Annotated in this window: 21 protein-coding genes; 13 read left to right on the top strand and 8 right to left on the bottom strand. The window is 36.0% G+C overall.

Annotated elements, in window-relative coordinates; translation table 11 throughout:
* Positions 1 to 109: 109 nt before the first annotated feature.
* The 6 genes from HHU12_RS23990 to HHU12_RS23965 form a co-directional block, all read right to left on the bottom strand.
* Positions 110 to 2,101: a T9SS type A sorting domain-containing protein gene (locus tag HHU12_RS23990; protein ID WP_169659275.1), complete on the bottom strand. Its 1,992-nt coding sequence runs from the start codon at positions 2,099 to 2,101 to the stop codon at positions 110 to 112.
* 295 nt (positions 2,102 to 2,396) lie between these two features.
* Complete coding sequence (locus HHU12_RS23985) at positions 2,397 to 3,944, bottom strand: CHASE3 domain-containing protein (protein ID WP_169659274.1); 1,548 nt, start codon at positions 3,942 to 3,944, stop codon at positions 2,397 to 2,399.
* 262 nt (positions 3,945 to 4,206) lie between these two features.
* Positions 4,207 to 4,788 (bottom strand): leucine-rich repeat domain-containing protein, encoded by a 582-nt coding sequence (locus HHU12_RS23980; RefSeq protein WP_169659273.1) that lies wholly within the window; start codon positions 4,786 to 4,788, stop codon positions 4,207 to 4,209.
* 59 nt (positions 4,789 to 4,847) lie between these two features.
* On the bottom strand, positions 4,848 to 5,297 hold the full coding sequence (locus tag HHU12_RS23975) for a hypothetical protein (RefSeq protein ID WP_169659272.1): 450 nt from the start codon (positions 5,295 to 5,297) through the stop codon (positions 4,848 to 4,850).
* Positions 5,298 to 5,308: 11 nt separating this feature from the next.
* Positions 5,309 to 5,536, bottom strand: coding sequence for a hypothetical protein (locus HHU12_RS23970; RefSeq protein WP_169659271.1), 228 nt, complete (start codon positions 5,534 to 5,536; stop codon positions 5,309 to 5,311).
* 570 nt (positions 5,537 to 6,106) lie between these two features.
* Positions 6,107 to 7,108, bottom strand: a complete 1,002-nt coding sequence (locus HHU12_RS23965; protein WP_169659270.1) for a LacI family DNA-binding transcriptional regulator — start codon at positions 7,106 to 7,108, stop codon at positions 6,107 to 6,109.
* Between the two features lie 349 nt (positions 7,109 to 7,457).
* Between HHU12_RS23965 and HHU12_RS23960 the strand changes: the two genes are divergently transcribed.
* The 10 genes from HHU12_RS23960 (at position 7,458) to HHU12_RS23915 (ending at position 19,137) form a co-directional block, all read left to right on the top strand.
* Positions 7,458 to 8,303, top strand: a complete 846-nt coding sequence (locus HHU12_RS23960) for an amidohydrolase family protein (protein WP_169659269.1) — start codon at positions 7,458 to 7,460, stop codon at positions 8,301 to 8,303.
* A 63-nt stretch (positions 8,304 to 8,366) separates the two neighbouring features.
* Positions 8,367 to 9,317 carry an aldo/keto reductase gene (locus HHU12_RS23955; protein WP_169659268.1) on the top strand — a complete coding sequence of 317 codons (951 nt, stop codon included), beginning with the start codon at positions 8,367 to 8,369 and terminating at the stop codon, positions 9,315 to 9,317.
* A gap of 5 nt (positions 9,318 to 9,322) precedes the next feature.
* Positions 9,323 to 10,354 carry a zinc-binding alcohol dehydrogenase family protein gene (locus tag HHU12_RS23950; protein ID WP_169659267.1) on the top strand — a complete coding sequence of 344 codons (1,032 nt, stop codon included), beginning with the start codon at positions 9,323 to 9,325 and terminating at the stop codon, positions 10,352 to 10,354.
* Positions 10,355 to 10,450: 96 nt separating this feature from the next.
* Positions 10,451 to 11,809, top strand: a complete 1,359-nt coding sequence (gene fucP, locus HHU12_RS23945; protein WP_169659266.1) for an L-fucose:H+ symporter permease — start codon at positions 10,451 to 10,453, stop codon at positions 11,807 to 11,809.
* A gap of 9 nt (positions 11,810 to 11,818) precedes the next feature.
* Positions 11,819 to 12,235 carry an L-rhamnose mutarotase gene (locus HHU12_RS23940; RefSeq protein ID WP_169659265.1) on the top strand — a complete coding sequence of 139 codons (417 nt, stop codon included), beginning with the start codon at positions 11,819 to 11,821 and terminating at the stop codon, positions 12,233 to 12,235.
* A 2-nt stretch (positions 12,236 to 12,237) separates the two neighbouring features.
* Entirely contained in the window at positions 12,238 to 12,921 is a 684-nt protein-coding gene (locus HHU12_RS23935; protein WP_169659264.1) for a bifunctional 4-hydroxy-2-oxoglutarate aldolase/2-dehydro-3-deoxy-phosphogluconate aldolase, read from the top strand.
* A gap of 46 nt (positions 12,922 to 12,967) precedes the next feature.
* Complete coding sequence (locus HHU12_RS23930) at positions 12,968 to 14,617, top strand: UxaA family hydrolase (RefSeq protein ID WP_169659263.1); 1,650 nt, start codon at positions 12,968 to 12,970, stop codon at positions 14,615 to 14,617.
* Between the two features lie 362 nt (positions 14,618 to 14,979).
* Positions 14,980 to 16,416 (top strand): tagaturonate reductase, encoded by a 1,437-nt coding sequence (locus tag HHU12_RS23925; RefSeq protein WP_169659262.1) that lies wholly within the window; start codon positions 14,980 to 14,982, stop codon positions 16,414 to 16,416.
* 190 nt (positions 16,417 to 16,606) lie between these two features.
* Positions 16,607 to 17,614 carry a sugar kinase gene (locus tag HHU12_RS23920; RefSeq protein ID WP_169659261.1) on the top strand — a complete coding sequence of 336 codons (1,008 nt, stop codon included), beginning with the start codon at positions 16,607 to 16,609 and terminating at the stop codon, positions 17,612 to 17,614.
* 104 nt (positions 17,615 to 17,718) lie between these two features.
* A complete protein-coding gene (locus HHU12_RS23915; RefSeq protein WP_169659260.1) occupies positions 17,719 to 19,137 on the top strand; it encodes a sulfatase family protein in 1,419 nt (472 codons plus the stop codon).
* Between the two features lie 125 nt (positions 19,138 to 19,262).
* Here HHU12_RS23915 and HHU12_RS23910 read toward each other — a convergent pair whose 3' ends face one another.
* On the bottom strand, positions 19,263 to 19,892 hold the full coding sequence (locus HHU12_RS23910; protein ID WP_169659259.1) for an NAD(P)H-dependent oxidoreductase: 630 nt from the start codon (positions 19,890 to 19,892) through the stop codon (positions 19,263 to 19,265).
* A gap of 396 nt (positions 19,893 to 20,288) precedes the next feature.
* Here HHU12_RS23910 and rsgA point away from each other — a divergent pair, with 396 nt between their 5' ends.
* The 3 genes from rsgA to HHU12_RS23895 all read left to right on the top strand — a co-directional run bounded on the left by rsgA (position 20,289) and on the right by HHU12_RS23895 (position 22,588).
* A complete protein-coding gene (gene rsgA / locus HHU12_RS23905) occupies positions 20,289 to 21,353 on the top strand; it encodes a ribosome small subunit-dependent GTPase A (protein WP_169659258.1) in 1,065 nt (354 codons plus the stop codon).
* Between the two features lie 171 nt (positions 21,354 to 21,524).
* On the top strand, positions 21,525 to 21,983 hold the full coding sequence (locus HHU12_RS23900) for a hypothetical protein (RefSeq protein ID WP_169659257.1): 459 nt from the start codon (positions 21,525 to 21,527) through the stop codon (positions 21,981 to 21,983).
* Positions 21,984 to 22,027: 44 nt separating this feature from the next.
* On the top strand, positions 22,028 to 22,588 hold the full coding sequence (locus HHU12_RS23895; RefSeq protein ID WP_169659256.1) for an isochorismatase family protein: 561 nt from the start codon (positions 22,028 to 22,030) through the stop codon (positions 22,586 to 22,588).
* 230 nt (positions 22,589 to 22,818) lie between these two features.
* On the opposite strand, the gene HHU12_RS23890 is transcribed toward HHU12_RS23895, so the two are convergent.
* Positions 22,819 to 23,378: transposase (locus tag HHU12_RS23890; protein WP_205959980.1), on the bottom strand; the 560-nt coding region annotated here is incomplete at its 5' end.

Here is a 23,378-nt window from a genome sequence, read left to right as displayed (position 1 = left end):
AAATTATATTGAAGATTTAAAAATAGGATTTGAAGATGTCTATTTATTTGATAAAAAAAGAAGGGTCAAGCTTTACACTTAACCCTTCCTCAAATCACTTTTTTTCTTTTTATTGTTTGATCAATTTTTTAGAAAATACACCTTCGGTTGTTTGAATTTCTAATATGTAAGTTCCTGCTTGTAATGAAGAAATATCGATACTTTGTACAGTATTTTCTATTTTAATTAATTCTTTACCAGAAAGACTTAGAACACGGCAAGAAGTGATGGTATAAATACTATTAATATTCGCTAGCCCTGATGTTGGGTTGGGGTAAATTTCAATATTTTCAGAAGTGCTAAATTCATTTCCCCCGGCAGTTCTTGCAACCGAAAAGCCTTTATCAGGATCAGCTTCGCAGGCTACATTGTTTCTTATGATACCATATTGTCTGCTTTCTTTCCACCCAGTGCACTCTCCGTGTAATCCATGTTTTACATAATAGTAACTTCCGGGTTGAAGAATATAACTGAAAGTGCGTTCTAGAGTAGAATATTGGTAAGGTGAAGGAAGTTGCCACCAGTATAGACTTTCTCTTAGAATTTCAGTTTGTGTACCTGGGAAGTATTCAATTAGATGCCAATCAGAATAAGGGTTAGTTGTGAGTGGTTGTGCTACACCTCTAACATGAACTCTATTACTGCAAACTCTATAACTGAATGCAGGGTTTAGGTTGCTTATTTCTAAATTCAAACGGATCATAAATGATTGGTGAGTATTTGAGGTGTTAGAAAGGTTAGAAACACCTGTGCTCGGGTCAGCGTCAATGGTAATACCTGAAGCATACAGTCCAGACAGATAAACACCACATTTATTGACTTTTGAAATATCTAACAGCCCTGTACTCGAAGTGGAGTTGAATTGATATTCTTTGATAAAGATCCCTTGTGTTTTTTCATATTGACGGATCTGAAATTGTACGTTTGAATTCTGTGTTGCACAAAATATATTATCTTGAAGGTCAATAGATAAATTACCAACATTTAGAGAAGACATCCCTCCATTAAATGTTTTCACCCATCTAAACTGACCTGCTGAATTTAAGCTTAATAGATAATCATCATTTGTACCACTTGCCGAAACATAGGCAGTCCCTGAGTTGGGGTCAAAATCTGTTGTGCCCGCAAAAGCACCATACATATAAATATTATCTTCAGAGTCCAACTCCAAATCAGTCAACTTATTTACATTGCCATTTAAATTGAAGGTCTTCACATAATCAACACTATTGTTAGGAGAAATCTTTTGAATATAGGCTGATTTATTTCCGGCACTATCATCAAAAGTACCCGAACAATACACATAGTTATCAGAACCTACAGTGATACTGTTGGGTTCATCTCTGTAGAATAGACCAGTGGTATTTACCCATTGCAATTGCCCTAGTTTATTGATTTTTACCACAAAAATATCGACAGAATTTGCAGCAGATGAATGAATATTACCATTGCCAGGAGTGGGGGTGAAGTTGATCACATTATGAAAAAATCCTGTCGCGTAAACATTACCATAGCTGTCTACGTCCACATCTATGGCTTCATCAATGCCATTGCCCTCCGCTGTGTATACCCATAAAAAATTACCGTTGGGATCTAGCTTTAAAACAAACGGATTTTCATAGTAAATACTATTCATTATCAAAGCGGTTCTATTTTCAGTTTGACTCGGGTGTGGATTAAAATCTACTGTACCACTGTAACGCCCAACAATGTAGATATTACCTTCCTCATCTGTTCCCACTTGTCGAGGTTTAGACTGCCCTGTACCAGAGAGTGCCTTTGCCCAAAGAAAGCTTCCATTGATATCCACCTTTTGGATGTAGGTAGCAGTATAATTAGTGCTGAGTGTGTATGTTGCTGTAGGACTAGGATCGAAATCTTTGTTTCCAAAGAACCGTCCAACACTGACAACATTTCCTGCTGTATCAGATTCAATCGATACTGGAGAAGAGGTACTAGGTTGCATACTGTTGATGGCCCAGTCAAATCTTAGGTCACGTTGACCAAAAGAAGTTTGTGTGATGTAAAGCAATACACCAATGAGAAAAATTTTAGTTTTCATTTTCTAGAAAGTTATTTAATGAGTAATAGTTTTCAGCGCAAATATAGAAGTCTATTGATGGTTTTCATTATGTTATAGTACTTATTTTTAGCTCATTAACATAATGATTTAAGGCGAAACTTTCAGTGTTTCATCTATATATTTTCGGTTGGTGTTTTGCTGTTAGGATTGTTATTTAATGCAGTTATTAGTTATAAAAAAACAGATGCTTTTAAGAAAAAATGGCCTGATTTGAGTCTTACCCTCTACTTATAGTTTGCATACTTTAATGGATGGGTAAAACAAAATTCAGTGCTTATTTTGCGATGGTAAAATAAAATGTAGAACCTTCTCCAACCTCTGAAGTTAACCATATTTTTCCATTATGAAGTTCCACTACTTTTTGGCAATGAGCGAGCCCAATCCCAGTTCCGGAGTACATGTTTCGAGTGTGTAACCTCTGAAATATTTTAAAGATTTTATCAAAGTGATTCTCTTCAATTCCAATACCATTATCAGTGACAGAAAATTGATAATTATCCAGCTGTTCTTCAGAATTTATAGTAACAATAGGTGGTGTATTTTCCTTGTTATATTTTAGAGCATTTACAATTAAGTTTTGGAAGAGTTTTATCAAATCAAACTTATGGCCTTTTATTTTAAGAGGCTTTCCTATGTAAGTGATGCTTGCTTGTTTTTTATCGACTAAACTCTGTAAATCTATTTTCAAATCTGATATCAATGTTTCAATATCAATCTCTGTTTCATTTGGTTTATTACCAATTCTTGAATACTCTAAAAGTTCTTTGATTAAATCTCTCATTCTATAGGAGGATTCAGAAATTACATCAATACTTTTTTGGCCGATCTCACTCATCTTACATTTTTCATCCTTCAATAAGTCAGAAAAAGATATCAGTGAGTTGATGGGTTCCTGCAAATCATGAGAAGTGATATAAGTAAACTGCTCAAGTTCTTTGTTTCTGTTTTCAAGGTTTATTTTAATTATATTGAGGTCTTTTTCAACTTGTTTACGGAGAATAATTTCACTTTCCAGTTCATTTTTTGACACAATCGTCTCTTTCAATTCAAGTAAAACCGATTCAATAAAAAGGGCTAACATACCAAATTCATTTCCTGATTTTATATTGAATTTATAATCCAGGTCACCTTTAGCTACTTGTTCTAAACCTTCAGTCATACTTTTGATAGGCTTATTGATGGAACGGTAGATAAATGAAAAAACGATGATAATAATGAATGTGGTGAAAGCGAATAAACTGACCAAAAGAGAAAAGGTTGTTTTCTTAATTTTTTCAGGTTTAGTACTTCTAACAGCTAATAACAATAATTCTTCCCTTTCAATCGCTTTAATTTGTGTGCGAATTTGATCCATAAACATTTTTCCAGAATCATTATCAACGATTTCTTTTGCCGCTTCAAAACCAGAATTTTTCCTTAAGTATATCGTAAGATCTAATTCTTCAATTTTCTTATCGACAATTGACTTAAGAGAATCAATCCTTATCGTTTGATTAGAATTATCTGAAGTTAGTTCCCTAATAGAGTTTAGTTCCTGATATATAATTTTTTTACTTCTAATAAAAGGATCTAAATATTCTATTTTTCCTGTGATTAAATAACCTCTTTGCCCAGTTTCTAGATCAACTAACAAAGCCTCAATATTTCCAAGTTGCGTAAGTACTTTTTGGGTTTGAATAACCCAATCAGCACTCTTTATTATTTTATTTGAATTATTGTGCGAGATATATATTGATAGAATAACAGAAGCAGTAACAATTGCAAAACCAATAAGAATTTGCGTGGTAATATTTATATTTTTTAGGTTATGGTTTTTGGCCATACTATTTCAACTTTAGCAGAGTGATTAGGTTTAAAATCTATACTCATTTTTGTCATGTTTTAGCTTTTTCTAACTAAGTGATACATGCTCTAATAACCGACCCCTTTAGGGTTGAATTACAATAAGATAAATATAGTTCAATTATCCTAGAAGGAATTAGTTCGTTATTTGAAGAGGGCGAAGTTGATGTATAGATGAAAAGATTATCTAGTGATATTTATATTTCTTTTAGAGAGGAATTCTAAATCATTTCAATTTTAGATTATGGAGTTTGTTTTATAGATGTATTATCAATGTGCAATTTTTTAAGTGAATGTAGCTTATTAAACTCAGACGGCAACTCTTTGATATTAGTAAAACCTAAGTCAAGGGTTTTTAATTTTTCAAGAAGACCAATTTCATCAGGTAGTTCACTTATTGGGTTTTTTCTCAAATTAAGAACCTTTAAATTTTTTAACTCTTTAATCTTCGGGGATATAGTTTTTATTTTATTATACCCTAAATCTAATATTTCCAGTTTCTCCAGTTGAAATAACTCATCTGGTAATTCAGTAATTTCATTAGTACTGATAGCCAAAAGGTTAAGACCTTCTGTATGTTCTTTTTCTCCAAGGTAAAGTTCTTTGAGGTTTTTCAGAGTATAAACTTCCTTTGGAATGTGTGATAATTTCATTCCTGATAGGTCTAAAATCTCAACATTATCGGGGGTTTTCATTGCATCATCAATGGATCTATAGATGTCTACTTCATTGACATCCCAATTCAAGTGCCATCCTTTCTCCCATTGGGCGTTACAATTCAACGACAGTAAAACCAATAATAATAAAGTAGTAAGTGATTTCATTATAATAGTTTGCTTAAGTTTCGGCTGAACTACAAAAGTTACAGCCTTTTTAGAGATATTTAATCTGCTTTATTTTTAGGGTTTTTCATTGCATTTGATACACAATTAAAAACACCTCTAACGGAACAGTTTATTTGATATTCTTTATGTTCTTTGATATAGACAAAAAACTCTTCACCGATTTGAAGTGAAGAATTATTATTTACGAAAGCGTGGTTTCCAACACCTCCGTAATAATAATTGAAATAATTTTGGTTTACGTCAACTTCAGGAAAGTTTATTTTATCTGTTGATTTATCAAATAATTTTCGAGCACTTATATATAATTCTTCGTTGCTAAAAAAACTTGTCACGTAACGAATCAACTGATTATTTTCGATAAGGTAAATAATAATACCTCCATCATTTCCCATAGCACCAGGCTCTGATACTTCTGCATATATTATATCTTCTTTTGAGATAGTGCCTAATGTATCATTAGACAAAGTAATAGTTGTTGATTTAATCATTTTTCGATTGTTTACTTTTTGTCATTATCATCAAACATTGAATCAAAATCAATATTCTCCTTATCATTTTCGTCTTTAGGAACAGACTTCACTGTCATCTCTATAGATGGCTTTACGAAAAAGCTTGGATGCTCATAAATTGACAGTTTAGATTCAGGTTTTCTTTTTGCTTTAATAGCTCTTACCACTAAGAATAAGAGTAAAAAGAGAGAGGCTAGGATTATCATAAATGCTTTCATGGCTACTTGTTTATCAAATCAATATCCAATTTACATTTAATGACTTTTTGACATATAAAATGTACTTCGATATATAATTGCACGTCAATATGTCTTGAGTTTGATTCGTAAACAACAAAATATTGTTCGTCTTGTCAAATTCTTTCAAGTAGTTGAAAATAGATTTATCATAATATAAATACATTGTAAACTAAATTATCGCATTTAGAAATCAGGAGATTTCTGAAAATTTGAAGTATATGAATGAGGCTAAAACTAAACATTCTCACTAGTGGGCTTTCTACCTCATTCGTTTGGTAGTACTTCCCCGGCCTTGAAGGGAAAAGCGTTAAGAATTTCAAGTATTGAGCCGTTAAAAATGATTTTCTTGTTTGAGCAAAGCGAGTTTAAAATCATTTAGGCGAGAGGAATGGAATTTAGCTTTTGACTTCAAGGCCTAGATTTTTTGCTTCGTTTTTCATCAATGGAAAAATGAAGAAGAAAGAAGCTTGGAAGTAGATTATAAAAAGCTTGCAGAAATGTTGATAGAAAGTTGACGATAATTTAGTTTACAATGTGTTTAATAGTTCCTCAGCAACTCTCCCTCACCACCAATTCCGTATCAATCACCACATGCCTATGTTCATCTTGTTTTTCATAATCAAAAAGAATTTCCAATGCTTTTTTCCCCATCTCAAAAGAAGGTTGTTTGATGGTGGAGAGTTTTGGAGTAGAGTAACGCGAAATCGGTTCGTCTGCATAGCCGATGATAGAGACATCTTCAGGCACTTTTAATCCTAATGAAGTGATGGTTTCTAAGGCCATAAAAGCGAGGTAATCACTTGAAGCAAAAATGGCGGTAGGTGAATTATCAGAAAGGAGTTTTTCTTTTAACGCCTCTTTGGGGTTGTGCTTGAGATTGCCACTGATGACGAGATCTTGATCGAAGTTGAGATTTCTTCTTTTAAAAGCTTCCACAAAACCCATATATCTATTAAAGGTGGTTGAGATACCTTCATCACCTTTCATATGAAGAATTTTCTGATGTCCTTTTTTTAGTAAATAGTCTACAGCTTTAAATGCACCAGAAAAATCATCGGTGATGACCACTGAAGTATCGATGTCTTCACAGATACGATCGAGCAATACGATGGGAATGCCTTCATCTCTGATGTCATTGAGGTAAGAATAGTCCTCCATATCTTGAGAAAGGGCAATCAGTATTCCGTCTACTTTGGCATCTGCCATAGAGAAGCAAGCTTTCTTTTCCTGTTCATAATCTCTTCCTGAAGTAGTGATCATCATTTGATAGCCTAGCTTTCGCGCCACTTCCTCCACACCATGCAACATCATGGAGAAGAAGTTGTGATTGAACTCTGGAATAATTACACCTACCGTTTTAGTGGATTGCTTTTGTAAGTTTCGAGCTACCATGTTAGGACGGTAATTGTATTGCTTTGCGAGTGCTTGCACTTTCTTTCTCGTCTTCTCAGAAATTCGTTCACCACCATTCAATGCCCTAGAAATAGTGGTGGGAGAAACGCCTAATTCTTTGGCTAAGTCTTTTATCGTTACACTTCCTTTTGTTTTCATACTTTTGCTTTTATAAAACAAAGGTCTGAAAATTCCCTTTAAACCCTTGCGCAAACGTTAAACTTTTTTCGTGTTAGTGTTGATTATACATTTGTATTGTTGGTAAAACAAAAAGCAATGAGAGAAGGTAATACGATTGCTTTCTATGAAATGATAGATTAAAAAGAAATACTGAATCAAGTCCTTTGAAAGAGGCATTATATTTTAAAATTTGAATCAATACTTTGAAGAACGAAAACGTAATCTTTTCATTTTCAAGGGAAATTGAGTAGGAACCTTAGTGTTCAAATTTTGAAGATGTCCATCATTACAGCTTGAAACAGATTATAGATATTACTCTGGTAAACGTATGAGAAAAATTGATGCACACCATCATCTATGGAAGTATTCTCCGGTAGAACACGCATGGATTGATGACTCGATGTCGGTCTTAAAGCAAGACTTTCTTCCTAAAGATTTATGGAAGGAAATGGAAAAAGCGGGCTATAGCGGATGTGTTGCTGTTCAGGCAAGTCAAACGGAAAAAGAAACGCAATTTTTATTGTCAGAAGCTAGCGTTAATCCTTTCATATTAGGTGTAGTAGGATGGGTGAACTTACGTCATAGCAACATCAGAGAAAGATTGAATTACTTTTCGCAATTCTCTGATTTCAAGGGAGTTCGTCATGTGTTGCAAGATGAAGAAGATGATCAATTTATGTTGCAACCCGATTTCTTAAAAGGAATTGAGTCGCTATCAGAGTTTAATTTGACATACGATATTCTAATCTTTCCAAAGCATCTGCCTTTCGCTTTACAATTAGTGGAGAAATTCCCTGAACAGCCTTTCGTAATTGATCACATTGCGAAGCCAGAAATCAAGGATGGAAACTTTTCACCTTGGAAAGAGGATATAGAAGCCGTTGCGAAACATGACAATGTATACTGCAAACTATCGGGCATGGTAACGGAAGCCGACTGGAAAAACTGGACAGAAGAAGAAATTCACCAATACATCAAAGTAGTGGTAGATGCTTTTGGAGTGGATAGAGTGATGATTGGGTCAGATTGGCCAGTTTGTAAGTTGGCAGGGGAGTACAGTACTGTGATGCAGGTAGTTGAAAACTTCTTTACCAAAGAAGAAGACAAAGCGAAAGTGCTGGGGAAAAATGCAGAGGAGTTTTACAGTTTAGTCAAAAAAGAGGAAGCTGTGTAGTACAGATTTCCAGACCAAAAGAAATATCAAGAATCTAGTTTTTAATAATAAGAGTTTTTTGAAATGATAAATACATTAACTAAACCAAATTATCAAGCAGACGCTAATAAGGATAATTATGGATTTTCACACGGATCACGATTAGTTTTAGGTTGCTCAGGACTTGGAGGAGTTTGGGGAGCAGTGGAAGAAGAAGAATCAGTAAAAGTGATATTAAGTGCCTTAGAAAATGGCATTAGTACTTTAGATACAGCTCCTTCTTACAACAGATCGGAAGAGTTTGTAGGCAAAGCACTAAAGCAGTGGACCGGTGAACGTCCATTTATCTCTACTAAAATCGGCCGTCTTTTCGCAGAGAAAGCCGATGAATTTAAACTAGACTATACAAGAGATACCATGCTGAAAAGTATGGAAAACAGTTTAAACAAACTGAATGTAGATTATGTAGACGTATTGTTCTTGCATGAGCCACATATGTTGCCTTATGACAAGCAAGATGATATTGTAGAGACATTATCTTATATCAAGGACCAAGGAATGGCCAAGAAAATTGGTGTTGGTGGAAATCCGGTAGATGATTTTTACCCATTCTTTGAATCAGGAATTTTTGAAGTAGTATCAGGCTTTATGAAAATGGATGCTTGTAATATGTCTGCGTTCGAAAAAGACATTCCTTACTTCCAAGAAAACAACATCGCTTACTATGCCGCTTCAGCTTTGCATATGGGATTGTTAGGAGCACGTTTTGATAAACTTTGCGAAGAGCGTCCAAACAATGAGTGGATCTCTAATAAGGATGTTGACATTGCGATTGAGGTGAAAAAGATTGCCGATGCAAATAATATGGATATAGCGGAGTTATCATTACGTTATCTGATGTCTGTAAAAGAAGCAACGAGAGTAGTGATCGGATCAAGAAAAATTGCTCAGATCGAATCTACAGTAGACTGCTGGAACAAAGGTTCTCTATCAGAAGATCTATTTAATCAAATCACAAACTGCATCTATAAGTAAAAAATATGAAAACGATTATCTTAAATAAACCTGGGGAATTTGAAGTAAGTGAGATGGAACGTCCACAAGAAACTTTAAACACAGGAGAAGCATTAGTAAAAGTACATAGAGTTGGTATTTGTGGTACTGACTTACACGCCTACACTGGCAAACAACCTTTCTTCACTTACCCTAGAATTTTAGGTCATGAGTTGGGAGTGGAAGTAATTAAAATTGCCGATGATGTAAAGAATGTTGAAGTAGGTGACAAGTGTTCTGTGGAACCTTATTTCAACAAAACAGAAGATCATGCTGTAGAAAGAGGTTTTACAAACTGCGGTGAAAATATCTCTGTATTTGGTGTGCACGAAGACGGTGGAATGAGAGAGTATTTCAAAATTCCAGCTCAATACCTACACGTTTCTAAAAAATTAAGCTATGATCAATTGGCTTTAGTGGAAACTTTAAGTATTGGTTGTCATGCCGTAAACAGAGCAAGAGTTGGTGCTGATGATACAGTAGTGGTAATCGGTGCAGGACCTATCGGAATGGGAGCTTGTCAGTTTGCAATGGCAGCAGGTGCAAAAACGGTGATGATGGACATTAACCAAAGCCGTTTGGATTTCTGTGACAAGCATATCAAAGTAGATGGTACTGTAGAAGTACATCAAGAAATTGCTGAAACGGAGAAGAGAATTCGTGCTCAGTTTGATGGCAACTTACCAACTGTTGTTATTGATGCGACAGGTAACAAACACTCAATGGCCAATACATTACAATTTACAGCGGCGGCAGGTCGTATTGTATTTGTAGGTTTATTCCCTGGCGATTTTTCTTTCCACGATCCGTACTTCCACAAAAAGGAATTGACGATCATGGCAAGTAGAAACTCACTGCCATCGGATTTTGATCAAATCATTGAGATGATCGAAAACAATCAGATTGATACTAATCCTTGGATTACTCACAAGGTATTATTTACAGATATAGCGGGTCACTTTGATAGCTGGCTAAAACCTGAGACAGGAGTGATAAAAGCAATGTTAACTCTTTCATAGGTGTAACGTGGGGTAGACCTGTGTGTCTACCCTCTTACAAAACACCACAACATTTCCCTAACTAAAATACGTGCACACACACATAATTTACCAGCAATGAGCAATATTACAGTTGATAATATAGATCTTCAGAAGAAGGCGGAACAGAACCAGAATGAAGCTCCATCTTCTGATAATCAGAAAGTTGTAGAGAAGAAATATTTAATCCCTTTTGTACTGATCACAAGTATATTTGCATTATGGGGATTTGCAAATGATATCACCAACCCTATGGTTTCGGCCTTTAAAACGGTAATGGAGATTTCGAACTTCAAAGCATCATTTGTACAGTTTGCCTTTTATGGCGGTTACTTTACGATGGCATTGCCTGCGGCGATTCTTATCAAAAAGTATTCTTATAAAAAAGTAATTTTATTTGGAATGGCATTGTATGCAACGGGTACATTATTGTTCTATCCGGCAGCACAATTCCAGATGTTTGGTTTCTTCTTAGCCTCTTACTATATCCTTACTTTTGGATTGGCATTTTTAGAAACGACATCCAACCCATTGATCCTTTCATTAGGTTCAAAAGAAACTTCAACAAGAAGACTGAATCTTGCACAATCTTTCAACCCTATCGGTTCATTGACAGGGATGTTTGTAGCACAGCAGTTGATCTTGTCAAAACTAAACTCAGCAGAACAAGCGGCAGATGGTAGCTTGATTTACACTACTTTACCAGAAGCAGAAAAAGCGATTATCAGAGCCAATGATTTAATGGTGATCCGTGATCCTTATGTGGTATTAGGGTTAGTAGTAATTGCTATTGCAGTGGTGATTGCGGCAACAAAAATTCCATCAACAAACAAGAAAGACGATAATTTCAACTTAGGAGAAACATTACAACGTTTACTTCAAAACGTGACGTATAGAGAAGGTGTGATAACGCAAATTTTCTATATAGGTGCTCAGATCATGTGCTGGACATTCGTGATGCAGTATGCTGAAAATATTGGGTATACGAAAGCTGAAGCGCAGTCTTTCAATATCATCGCCATGGTCCTTTTCCTTACTGGACGTTTTACAGCCACTTTCTTAATGCGTTTTGTAAAAGCATCAATGCTCTTAGCAATATTCGCATTAGGCGGAATTGGAATGATGACGGTAGTAATTTTTGTAGGTGGAGAAATTGGTTTATACGCCTTGATTGGTACATCTCTCTTTATGTCATTAATGTTCCCTACTATCTATGGTATAGCTTTAGAAGGTTTGGATAATGATGCAGAGTTTGGAGCCGCAGGTTTAGTAATGGCTATTGTAGGTGGAGCTTTGATGCCGCCACTTCAGGGAGCGATTATCGACAGCGGTGAGATCATGGGAATGCCAGCAGTAAATGTATCATTCGGCTTACCATTAATTTGTTTCTGTGTCATTGCAGTGTTTGGCTACAGAAGATTTAAAACGACAAAATAAGCATTCAATATGCAGTTCAAAAGATATTGTAAAACGCTTTCATTAGCAAACGACCCTTCATTGATTAAAGATTATAAAAAAGTACACGCCAAAGGACAAGCGTGGAAAGAAATCACTGAAGGTATGAAAGAAGTTGGAATTCTTGACATGGAAATCTATCTCCACAGAAATCAGTTATTCATGATCATGGATACAGTGGCAGATTTTGACCATGAAGCAAGAATGAAGGAATTGGCTACAAAACCGAGACAATCGGAATGGGAAACGTTCGTATCTCGTTTTCAAGTGGCAGACGCCGATGCAGATGCAGACAGCAAGTGGGAATTAATGGAACGTATCTACGAGATCGAACAAGAAGAGGACTACGATGCACTGTCAGGGCAAGTGAAAGAAATTTCTAAACTTCAACAAACACAAGAGGCATAATCATGGCAAAGTTCTCAAGAATTGAGGTGGTTTCTAAGATGAAATCTACAGTCATTGTTCCAGTATTTTACAACAGTGATCTTAATACAACATTAGAGGTGATCAGCACTGCTTATAAAGCAGGTATCAGAGTTTTTGAATTTACTAATAGAGGGGAGCAGGCAGATCAGATCTTTATTGAATTGATCAAAGTAGTAAGAGCAGAGTTCCCTGATATGGCAGTGGGTATTGGTTCTATTGTAGATGAATTTACAGCAGCGATCTTCATCCAAAATGGAGCAGATTTTATTGTTTCGCCTTTATTCAATCCTGAAATTGGAAAAATCTGTAACCGCAGAAAAATTGCTTGGTTCCCAGGTTGTACTACAGTTTCAGAAGTATCTAATGCACACGAATGCGGTGCGGAAGTAGTAAAAATCTTCCCAGCTAATTCATTCGACGCCAAAGGATTTATCAAAGGAGTGAAAGCCCCAATGCCTTGGACAGATGTAATGCCTACAGGAGGAGTTTCTCCTACTATCGAAGACATTAAAAGCTGGCTGGACGTAGGTGTAAGCTGTGTAGGAATCGGTGATAAACTATTAGTGAAAGCCGGTGCAGGTTATGACTATGATGCTACATTTGATCGCTTGCAAACACTCATGGAATTTGTGGCAGATTATAAAGAAGGTACTGTAGCTGTTTAAATAACTATTTACGCTTTGCGTTAGAATATTATTAAGTAATAAGACGATGAATAAAGTATTAATGGTTCACCCTACGGACAACGTAATGGTGGCATTGAAAGATTTAGAAGCATCTGAAGAAATAAATTTTGAAGGACAGCACCTTACAACAGTAGGTCCAGTGAAAAGCAAGCACAAATTTGCTTTGAAGGATTTCGATAAAGGTGATGAAGTATATATGTATGGCGTTTTAGTAGGAAAAGCAACACAGCCTATCAAAAAAGGCGAGGCGATGACTACTGAAAACGTAAAACATGCAGCAAGTGATGTGGTAGTAAGAGAGCGTAAAACGGACTGGATCAAACCTGACGTTTCTGCTTTTGAAAACAGAACTTTTAAAGGATATCACAGAACAGACGGACAAATTGGTACACAAAACATGTGGTTGGTGGTGCCATTGGTATTCTGTGAAAACAGAAACGTCTTAGCAGCAAAAGAGATTTTAGAAGAAAAACTTGGATATTCAAAAGGTAGAGATTACGATTTGGATATCGATGGTTTATTACAGAAAATTGAGAATGGAGCAGACAGCAGTGGATTGATTGATGAGGACATCGTGATTCCATTGGCTGAGCAAAAGAAGAACCGTGCTTTCAAAAATGTAGACGGCATTAAGTTCCTTTTACATGATGGAGGCTGTGGCGGTATTCGTCAAGACTCAGATACACTTTGTCAACTGTTGGCGGGTTACTTGAACAACCCTAACGTTGCAGGTGCTACATTCTTGAGTTTAGGTTGTCAGAATGCGCAGGTTGAAATTTTACAGGACGCCATTAAAAAGGTCAATCCAAAGTTCGACAAGCCAGTGTATTATGTAGAGCAGCAGAAGAGTTCTTCAGAAACAGATTTCATTTCAAATATTGTCAAGTACACGATGGCAGGGTTGGTGGAGGCCAACAAAGTAGAACGTCAGGAAGCACCAATTTCAGCATTACGCTTAGGACTTGAATGCGGTGGGTCAGATGGTTTCTCAGGCATTTCCGCCAATCCTGTGATTGGGTATGTTTCAGATATGTTAGTGGCTTTAGGTGCCATTCCAATTTTAGCCGAATTCCCTGAGTTAAATGGTGTGGAGCAGAGCTTAACAGACCGTTGTGTAGAAGAAAAAGATGCACAACGTTTTGTAGACTTGATGGCGATTTACAAGCACAGAGCAGAAGCAGTAGGATCTGGTTTTGATGCCAACCCTTCACCAGGAAACATCAAGGACGGTTTGATTACTGATGCCATGAAATCGGCAGGAGCAGCTAAAAAAGGTGGTTCTTCTCCAATCGTTGAAGTATTGGATTACACAGAACAAGTGACAAAGAAAGGACTGAACCTACTTTGTACACCTGGTAATGATGTAGAATCAACAACAGCATTAGCGGGTTCAGGAGCAACATTAATTACATTCAGTACAGGATTGGGCACTCCAACAGGCAACCCCATTACACCAGTAATTAAAGTGTCTTCTAACTCTATTTTAGCAGAGCGAATGAAAGATATCATTGATTTCGATACCGGATCAGTGATCACAGGAGAAGATACAATCGCTACAAAAGCAGCAAAAATGCTAGACTACTTATTAGAAATAGCGAGTGGTAATGCAGAAACAAATTCGATGAGAATGCGTCATGACGATTTCATTCCATGGAAGAGAGGTATTTCTTTATAAGAAATTGAATAAAGCGTAAGGAATGAAGAGTTGTATTCAATAATGGATATCTTAATTCTTAACTCTTTACAAAAAATAATTGTGATACCCCGTAGATCACAGGTGAAAAGTCATCAGACTGCTTTGTGGTTGGGTATTGGAGAAGTTTCCCCACTTCGAAGTCGAACCAAATTCGAAACAAGGAATTTATCATTGCACCAGATTTTTGAATGCTGGGGTACTTCTCTGGTACTTGGGTGGTATGATCATTTGTAAAATATAAAATACTGATCAGTAAAAGCGAAAGGCTTTAAAGATCAAGTTGCAGGTGAAAAAGACTTGTGACAGGTTGAAATTTGTGTGAAAATAAAGAGCAAATAACCATGAAACTGAATAGAACAACAGCAATAGTAAATCCTCGCCCAATTAAAGTAGTGCAATTCGGTGAAGGTAACTTTTTAAGAGCATTTATTGATTGGATGATTCATGAAATGAACGTACAATCTGACTTCAATGCAGGTGTAGCGGTAGTACAACCGATTCCTCAAGGATTAGGTGAGCTTTTAGATGCACAAGACGGTTTGTATCATTTATTGTTAAATGGTATTGAGAAGGGAGAGTTGATCAACAAGCAAATGTTGGTGGATTGTATTCAAGAAGTGATCAATCCTTACGAAGACTTTAATGCTTACTTAAAATTAGCTGAAGTTGACACATTACAATTTGTATTTTCTAATACTACAGAAGCGGGTATTGTATACAAAGAAGGTGATCAGTTAGACACTCTTCAAGAAAGTTTCCCTGGTAAATTGACAGCATTTTTACACCGCAGGTTTACACATTTCAACGGTGCTTCAGACAAGGGATTAATCATTTTACCTTGTGAATTGATTGATAAAAATGGCGTTAAACTACAAGAAATTATTCTTCAGTACGTTAGCGACTGGAACTTGGGTGATGACTTTGTAGCTTGGGTAAAAGAAGCTTGTACTTTCTATAATACTTTGGTGGATAGAATTGTACCAGGTTATCCAAAAGATAGAATTGCTGAAATTCAAAAAGACCTTGGTTACGAAGATCAATTAGTAGTAGAAGGAGAGCAGTTCCATTTATTTGTATTGGAAGGCGATCAAAAAATCAAAGAAGTTTTACCTTTCGAAAAAGCAGGTTTGAACATTGTTGTAACAGACAATCAAGCCCCTTACAGAGAGCGTAAAGTTAGAATCTTGAATGGTGCTCATACTTTGATGGTGCCAGTAGGATTATTAGCAGGTATAGAAACGGTAAGAGAAAACTTGGAGAACGAAACAGTCTCAAGATTTATTAATACTTGCCTGACAGAAGAAATTATTCCTTCTCTACCTCCAGCAGATGGATTGGTAGACTTTAAAGATGATGTATTGGATCGTTTTAGAAATCCATTTATCAAGCATTATTTAAAGAGCATTTCATTAAACTCTTTCCCTAAATTCAAGACAAGAGTTTTACCTTCTATCCTTAGTTTCAATAATGAAAAAGGAAGAGTACCAAAGCATTTATTGATGTCTTTTGCTGCATTGATTAAGCTTTATGCTCCAAGCGATGACTTCCAAGCACAAGACAATGCCGATATTTTAGAATTATTGAGTACTGTTTGGGCAAAACAAAATAAAGGAGAGATCTCATTGGAAGAGTTAGTACAAGAAGTATTGGCTTACAAAACACTTTGGGATCAGGATCTAAACGATATTCCTCAGTTACATGAAGGAGTGGCACATTATCTTCAAGCAATATTGAACGAGGGTGTGACTGCTTTATTGGAAAGCGAACTATATGTATAAGTGAATAGTAGTGTGCATTACTTAGGGGGTATCGTATTGGGCACCCCTGTAAGTAATTTGAGTTAAGAGTTAAGAGTTAAGAGTTAAGAGTTAAGAGTTAAGAGTTAAGAGGGGGGAGAACTTTGAAAATTGATGCATTACTATACAAACCATAAGTCTTGAGAAGAAAGGCTGAAACGTACATAACATAATGAAAAAACATAAAATCATTACTTTAGGTGAAATCTTAATGCGACTTTCGCCTATCCGACATAAAAGATTTGGTCAGACTACAGAGTATGAAACATACTATGGTGGAGCTGAATTAAATGTGGCATCTTCCTTAGGTAATTATGGAATGAATGTCAGCATGGTATCTGTATTACCTGAGCATGATATTGCTGAGGATGCTTTGATGCACATGAGAAAGTTCGGGATTGATACTTCTAATGTACTTCGTAAAGAAGGGCGTTTGGGACTTTACTTCGTGGAGGCACCTTCGATGCAGAGAGGAGGAAAAGTGATTTATGATAGAGCTGACAGTGCTTTCACACAAACAGAAGTTGATGCATTTGATTGGGACGCCATTTTTGAAGGAGCCACTTGGTTTCATTGGAGTGGAATTACACCAGCAGTTTCTGAAAGTGCGGCATTAATTACTGCTAAAGCTTTAGAAGTCGCAGAAGCGAAAGGGCTGAAAGTATCGATGGATTATAACTACAGAGCAAAGCTATGGCAGTGGGGCAAAAGCCACGAAGAGGTGATGCCTGCATTGATGGAAAAATGTCATGTAATGTCAGGAATACACCCTGATGTTGATGTTTTGAATGAAGAAGTTACGGACTTGGATTTTGCTCTTTCTGGAAAAGAAATGATGGCAAAATATCCAAACTGTGAAGTAGTTGTTTTTTCATCAAGAGGAGTGAAATCTGCGAATCATCATACATGGGCAGGAGCTTTATTTGATGGTAAAAAAGTATACAGAACCAAGAAGTATGAATTAAGTCATATTGTTGATAGAGTAGGTGGAGGGGATGCTTTTATGGCAGGTGTAATTTATGGCTTGCACGCTTTTGAAGGAGACTTACAGCAATGTATTGATTTCGCAACAGCCGCATCTGCATTCAAACACGGTATTGATGGTGATTTTAATGCGGTAAGAAAAGAAGAAGTGATGCAGATGATTTCGTCATCAGACTTCTCTAAAGTAGATAGATAACCCTATCTCCAAGAAAATCTAAATAGACTACTACTCATCATCATTAGCCCACGACTTAAGTCGTGGGCTAATGATGAAAATAACACTAAACTTGAATATTACTTATGCACCGATCTTCTATACTATTACTTTGCTTTGGTTTATTGTCCCTTCAACTATGGGCCAACGAACCACCTAAAGACAAAAAAGAAAAAACAAACGTTATCATCATTATCTCAGATGACCAAGGATGGGGTGATGTAGGTTTTAACGGATCAGATATTCCAACACCCAATCTTGATGCTTTAGCCAAAGAAGGTGTTTCCTTTTCACAAGGATATGCAAGTCATCCCTATTGTAGCCCTAGTAGAGCAGGCTTACTAAGTGGAAGATATCAACAACGTTTTGGGCATGAAAATAATATGCCTTACAATAATCCTACTGACGATGATGGTTTGCCGTTGGATGAAATCATGATGTCAGAGCACTTCAAATCTCAAGGATATGCGACTTGTGCCATAGGAAAATGGCACTTAGGAGACCATGAAAAATTCTGGCCTAACAAAAGAGGTTTTGAAGATTGGTTCGGTTTCTATGGTGGAGGTTCTGATTATTGGGGTAAACCCAAAAAAGGAGATCCAAAACGTGGTGTATTGAGAGATGGAGAGGTTGTACCACAAGAGGAATTGACTTACTTAACTGATGATTTTACCAAAGCGGCGACAGAATATATTGGAGAATATGCAAAAGAGGATAAGCCTTTCTTTATGTATTTGGCTTACAATGCACCTCATGCTCCTATTCAAGCACCAAAGAAATATTATAAAGATGTAGCTCATATTGAAGACGGAAAAAGAGCCGCTTATGCAGGTTTAGTCGTAGGGATGGACCATGGAATAGGGCAAGTCATTGAAAAGTTGAAAGAAGAAGGAATCTATGAAAATACAATGATAGTGTTTTATAGTGATAACGGTGGACATACTCATGGAGCTAGCAGTTACCCTTACCGCGGACATAAAGGAATGTTATTCGAAGGTGGCATCAGGGTACCGTTTGTAATTTCATGGCCTCAAGGCTTGAAAGGAGGAAAACGATACGAAGAATGCATCACTGCTTTAGACATTTTCCCAACGGCAATGGCAGCCACAAATATAGCTATGCCTGATAAAGAATTAGACGGCGTGAACCTTTTACCTTATTTAAAAGGAAAGAAAAAAGGACAGCCACACGAAACAATCTACTGGAGATACTCTGACGGTGCAGGTTATGCTGTCAGACATGGAAATTACAAATTGGTTTACTCAGGCTATAAGCTTGAAACCTTCCTTTTCGATATGGAAAAAGACCCATTGGAACGCCATGACCTTGCAGCTGAAAAACCAGAAATTGTAAAGCAACTGAAAGGTTTATACAACAACTGGACAAAAGGAACTGTAAAGGCGAAGTGGCAAGATCCACATGCTGCAAACGTATTGAAAGAAGAGAAAAACCGTCAGCAATTTATTGATAAAGCAAGTGCTGGAGAAAAGAAAAAAGACATTTAAAATTTTTGGACTGAATACGTAATCTTATAATCAATAGCAAACCGCTTAACGAGGACATTTCGAAATATTTGCGATATATAAGTTAGATTGAAGAGCCGTTACTGATTTAGTAACGGCTTCTTTTTTTATTCTTTACTCTTAATCCCATTTTGATGAAGCATTTCTTCTAAACCTAACCCCATCTCATAGCTCCTATTTAAATGTTGTTCTTTTACCTTCTCAATTTCAGTTGTACCACCCAAAATGATAAATTCCTTATGTGTAAATTTTTTCCCCATACGGTCATCTAGCATTATTTTTTCCATACTCTGAGCAATACCAATTTCATGAAGATAAGCATTAGAATGTCCGGCTGTACAAACAGACAAGCCTAATGGAATTTGCTTCATGGCTTGAATTTTATTTCCATCCTTATCATATCCATAAGCATACCCCACAGAATAAACCCTATCAAACCATCCTTTTAAAATAGCAGGAACATCACTCCACCATAGTGGATAAAGGAAAATAATACAGTCTGCCTTTTCAATTTTAGCATGTTCTTTTAAAACATCATCAGGAATAGGTAAATCAGTATTGGCAAGACCTTCTCTTTCATACTCTTCTTCAGACATGTTCGACTGAAAATTCATCTGATATAAATCTGAAATTTCTATGGTATGCTTGGCCTTTTTCAGCCCTTCTAATAGGCGATTAAAGATTTGATAAGTAAACGATTTTTGACTTGGATGAGCATAGATGATGAGTACATTCATTTTTGTTTAGTTTAGTTTTAGAAGATATAATTAAAGAGAGTTTGTTTGAAAAAATCCCTTGCAGAACGTGAGTTTATTAATTACATCACACCTAAATGGAAAATTTCACTTCTAAAATATATATTCCAAGCATGCTCTAAAAGTAAAAGCCTCTTTTTTCTTAATAACCTTTTCTCAAACCCATCATTTTTTGGAAAGTTGATAACAAAGAATAACCTTTGCGAAGTATGACAACAAAATTTACATATAGCTCACCTATGGTGCACTTGATCTCCGCATAGTCCGGCAGGTGCTTCTTCTTACCATAATGTATATAAGGTACTCCAAGTACCTGTCGGTTTACCGTATCTGAAATTCAGATAGTTAAATCAAAAAAGTCATATAAATTCCAAGACATTGAAAACAAATTCACTTGAACAATTAGGGTTTAATTCAAACATATATTCTACTCATTCACAATTAAATAGAGAAGAGTGGGCTCGCGTAATTGCCGAACATAAAGAACGTTACCTTGTGCAAAATGAAGAAGGTACATTTGAGGCTGAAATCATGGGGCATCTTCGTTTTACGGCAGAAGATAGAACTGATTTTCCCATGGTAGGAGATTGGGTACAGATCATGCCCTTTGATGAAGGAAAAGCATTAATTCAACAGGTTTTATACAGACAGAATATACTGAAAAGACAAGCCATAGGTAAGGATGGTGAAGCTCAATATATAGCTTCTAATATCGACAAAGCCTTTATTGTTTTTTCAGCAAATAGAGATTTCAATCTGAACAGAGTTGAACGTTTTGTAGTGCTCTGCTATGATGCCAATATTACGCCTTTACTGATTTTAAGTAAGGCCGATTTGGTAAGTCAGGAGGACCTTCATGAGATGCAACTTCAAATTCTAGAACGATTTCCTGAGCTAGAAGTATTGACTACAAAAATCGATGATGAGGCTTGTATTCAAGAACTTAAATTGAAAATAGAGCAGGATAAGACCTATTGTTTTTTAGGTTCATCAGGTGTTGGTAAATCTACCTTAGTTAACCTTTTATTGGGAGAGGATAAAATGCTTACGCTTGAGATCGGTACAGGAACAAACAGAGGAAAACACACGACTACTCACCGTGAACTTTCAGTTATGAAAGATGGAGGTGTGTTGATTGATAACCCTGGTATGCGTGAAGTAGGAATGACCTCTTCTTCTGATGCCATGGAAGATGCGTTTCCTTTGATTATGGAACTTTCAGAACAATGTAAGTTTTCAGATTGCACACATCAACATGAAAAAGGTTGTGCGGTTATTGAGGCAGTCCATGAGGGTGAAATTTCAGAAGAAGCCTATGAAAACTTCTTGAAGTTGAACCGGGAACAGGAACATTATGCAAGTTCTGAAGCGGACAAAAGAAAGAAAGGAAAGTCTCTTGCTAAAATGGTGAAAACCGTGAAACAACATAAAGAGAGGTTCTAATTTTCCTTTTCATAGAGCTATAACCCCATCGATTTTAAAATTGATGGGGTATTTTTTTATCGTATTATGGATTGTTATGAAAGTCAATGTAATACATTAATAATTAGGTCATTAATTTTGTCTTTTACATTAAATAAAAATAGACATAAGCGATTGTCAAAGTAAATTATTATGAAAACCGTATTATTAGCATTAGTCCTCTTTACATCATTTGCCACATATGCTCAAGACCCACTGAAAATTTTTGAATCAAAAACCGTCCGAGGTGATAAGCTCTATCTTGATCATATCTTTTTGTATGAAGAAGACCAAAAATATGAGCGAAAAGAACATGGTGGTTATTTTGAAGGTTGTGAAGACTTTTATATCATCACTGAAAAAGGAGCCTACACTTACAATTCATTGCTCAAAGTATATGAGTTTCATTGTGATTATTCTATTATCACAAAGTGGAACAAAGGAGAAGGGAATGAATATCATGAAGGTGATAGTATGACTTTTGAAAGTAGAAACAAGAAAAAATACGATTCAAGCATGTCAGGTTATGAAGAGGTGGAACATCACACTTTACATGATATGAAAAGAAGAATTGAGTTCAAGCATAAAGATAAAGGGGCACTGGAATTATAAAAGCTTATCTTTATAGTTTAAAAACCGAAAAACTCTTAATCTAAATGACAACAAACAAAGCATTACTCATCATCGATATGCAAAAAGGTTCTTTTACTCCACAAACTCCAAGATATGACCATGAAGGAGTGGTAAAAAGAATCAATTCATTATCAGCACAGTTTCGGGCATTAAAATATCCTGTTTTTGTCGCTCAACATGATGGAACGGGCTCTGGTGAATTTGAAAAACATACTGAGGCCTGGGAAAATTTAGACGAACTTCAAGTAAAACCGGAAGATATTCTAATTGACAAATATGCCAATGATGTATTCTATCAATCGGAACTTCAAGAAAAACTTATTCAGAATAATGTAGGTGAATTGTTTGTAACAGGTTGTGCTACAGATTTCTGTGTAGAATCAACAATACAATCTGCTTTAACGAAAGAGTACATTGTAAATGTGGTCAAAGACGGTCACACTACCGGAGAAAGACCAAATTTGAAAGCAAGACAAGTGATTGATCATTACAATTGGGTCTGGCAGGGTATGATTCCAACGAAAGGAAAGGTCGTAGTGAAGCCTTTGAAGGAGATTTTAGAAGAGATCGCGGAACCTAAATAGGATGATGTTCTTTTGATATTACAATTTTATTTTCTCAATTTAAAGAACCAACTTTAATAAGTTCTAGGACAAAAGTAAACGAGTGTTTCTTGCACCATAGTTAAAACTATGGGCAGGTGATATGGCAAACTAATCAAGACTAAAGTCTTGAAGGTTGGCAACGAAGACAACACTTTAGTGTTGTTGGAGTCAATATCACTAGCGGGGATTTCGCAAAACCTTCAAAACTCTTAATTACTCTTCATTTTTAAAACGTATGAATATAAACAGTTTAAAAATGGAGAGTATATTTTTTCAACCCATTTTTCAACAAGAGATAAAAAAGCATAGAGAAGATCTATTAGTTGCTCTCCTCGTAATAAAAACCCTGATTTCAGTAACTTCATCAGATTATAAGATATAGCGAATAACAGCATTTCTGTATTTGCATTTTTCTTTCCTCTAAGACTAAATGAGTCAAATTTGAGGTTCTTTTTTAAATGTCCAAAAACAGTTTCAATATCATGTCCTCTCATTTTACTTCTCTTTTTCCCTTCTTTGGTTTTCAGGTAATAAGTAGCTTTAGCACGTAGTCTATTGGCATTTTCGGATATCGTTACCTTTCTGTACTGAGCTGTCGTACATTTACTTTTTATTGGACATGTATCACACTTTTTACATCTATATTCGTGAATAATACTTTCGTGACCGCCCTTATGAGTCTTAGTAAACTGCCGATTCCATTCTAATTTTTGATCATTGGGACATAAATAATAATCACCATCCTCATGATAAGGCATATTATTAGCCT

Source organism: Flammeovirga aprica JL-4, assembly GCF_012844305.1.
In the GTDB taxonomy this organism is placed as follows: domain Bacteria; phylum Bacteroidota; class Bacteroidia; order Cytophagales; family Flammeovirgaceae; genus Flammeovirga; species Flammeovirga aprica.
This window is presented reverse-complemented; position numbering and strand designations above follow the sequence as displayed.

Coding starts and splice junctions, on each gene's coding strand:
- HHU12_RS23960 (WP_169659269.1), top strand. CDS start 7,458: ATGAGAAAAATTGATGCACACCATCATCTATGGAAGTATTCTCCGGTA.
- HHU12_RS23980 (WP_169659273.1), bottom strand. CDS start 4,788: ATGAAATCACTTACTACTTTATTATTATTGGTTTTACTGTCGTTGAAT.
- HHU12_RS23950 (WP_169659267.1), top strand. CDS start 9,323: ATGAAAACGATTATCTTAAATAAACCTGGGGAATTTGAAGTAAGTGAG.
- HHU12_RS23985 (WP_169659274.1), bottom strand. CDS start 3,944: ATGGCCAAAAACCATAACCTAAAAAATATAAATATTACCACGCAAATT.
- HHU12_RS23970 (WP_169659271.1), bottom strand. CDS start 5,536: ATGAAAGCATTTATGATAATCCTAGCCTCTCTCTTTTTACTCTTATTC.
- fucP (WP_169659266.1), top strand. CDS start 10,451: ATGAGCAATATTACAGTTGATAATATAGATCTTCAGAAGAAGGCGGAA.
- HHU12_RS23930 (WP_169659263.1), top strand. CDS start 12,968: ATGAATAAAGTATTAATGGTTCACCCTACGGACAACGTAATGGTGGCA.
- HHU12_RS23925 (WP_169659262.1), top strand. CDS start 14,980: ATGAAACTGAATAGAACAACAGCAATAGTAAATCCTCGCCCAATTAAA.
- HHU12_RS23910 (WP_169659259.1), bottom strand. CDS start 19,892: ATGAATGTACTCATCATCTATGCTCATCCAAGTCAAAAATCGTTTACT.
- HHU12_RS23915 (WP_169659260.1), top strand. CDS start 17,719: ATGCACCGATCTTCTATACTATTACTTTGCTTTGGTTTATTGTCCCTT.
- HHU12_RS23955 (WP_169659268.1), top strand. CDS start 8,367: ATGATAAATACATTAACTAAACCAAATTATCAAGCAGACGCTAATAAG.
- HHU12_RS23975 (WP_169659272.1), bottom strand. CDS start 5,297: ATGATTAAATCAACAACTATTACTTTGTCTAATGATACATTAGGCACT.
- HHU12_RS23895 (WP_169659256.1), top strand. CDS start 22,028: ATGACAACAAACAAAGCATTACTCATCATCGATATGCAAAAAGGTTCT.
- HHU12_RS23965 (WP_169659270.1), bottom strand. CDS start 7,108: ATGAAAACAAAAGGAAGTGTAACGATAAAAGACTTAGCCAAAGAATTA.
- HHU12_RS23935 (WP_169659264.1), top strand. CDS start 12,238: ATGGCAAAGTTCTCAAGAATTGAGGTGGTTTCTAAGATGAAATCTACA.
- HHU12_RS23900 (WP_169659257.1), top strand. CDS start 21,525: ATGAAAACCGTATTATTAGCATTAGTCCTCTTTACATCATTTGCCACA.
- HHU12_RS23940 (WP_169659265.1), top strand. CDS start 11,819: ATGCAGTTCAAAAGATATTGTAAAACGCTTTCATTAGCAAACGACCCT.
- HHU12_RS23990 (WP_169659275.1), bottom strand. CDS start 2,101: ATGAAAACTAAAATTTTTCTCATTGGTGTATTGCTTTACATCACACAA.
- HHU12_RS23920 (WP_169659261.1), top strand. CDS start 16,607: ATGAAAAAACATAAAATCATTACTTTAGGTGAAATCTTAATGCGACTT.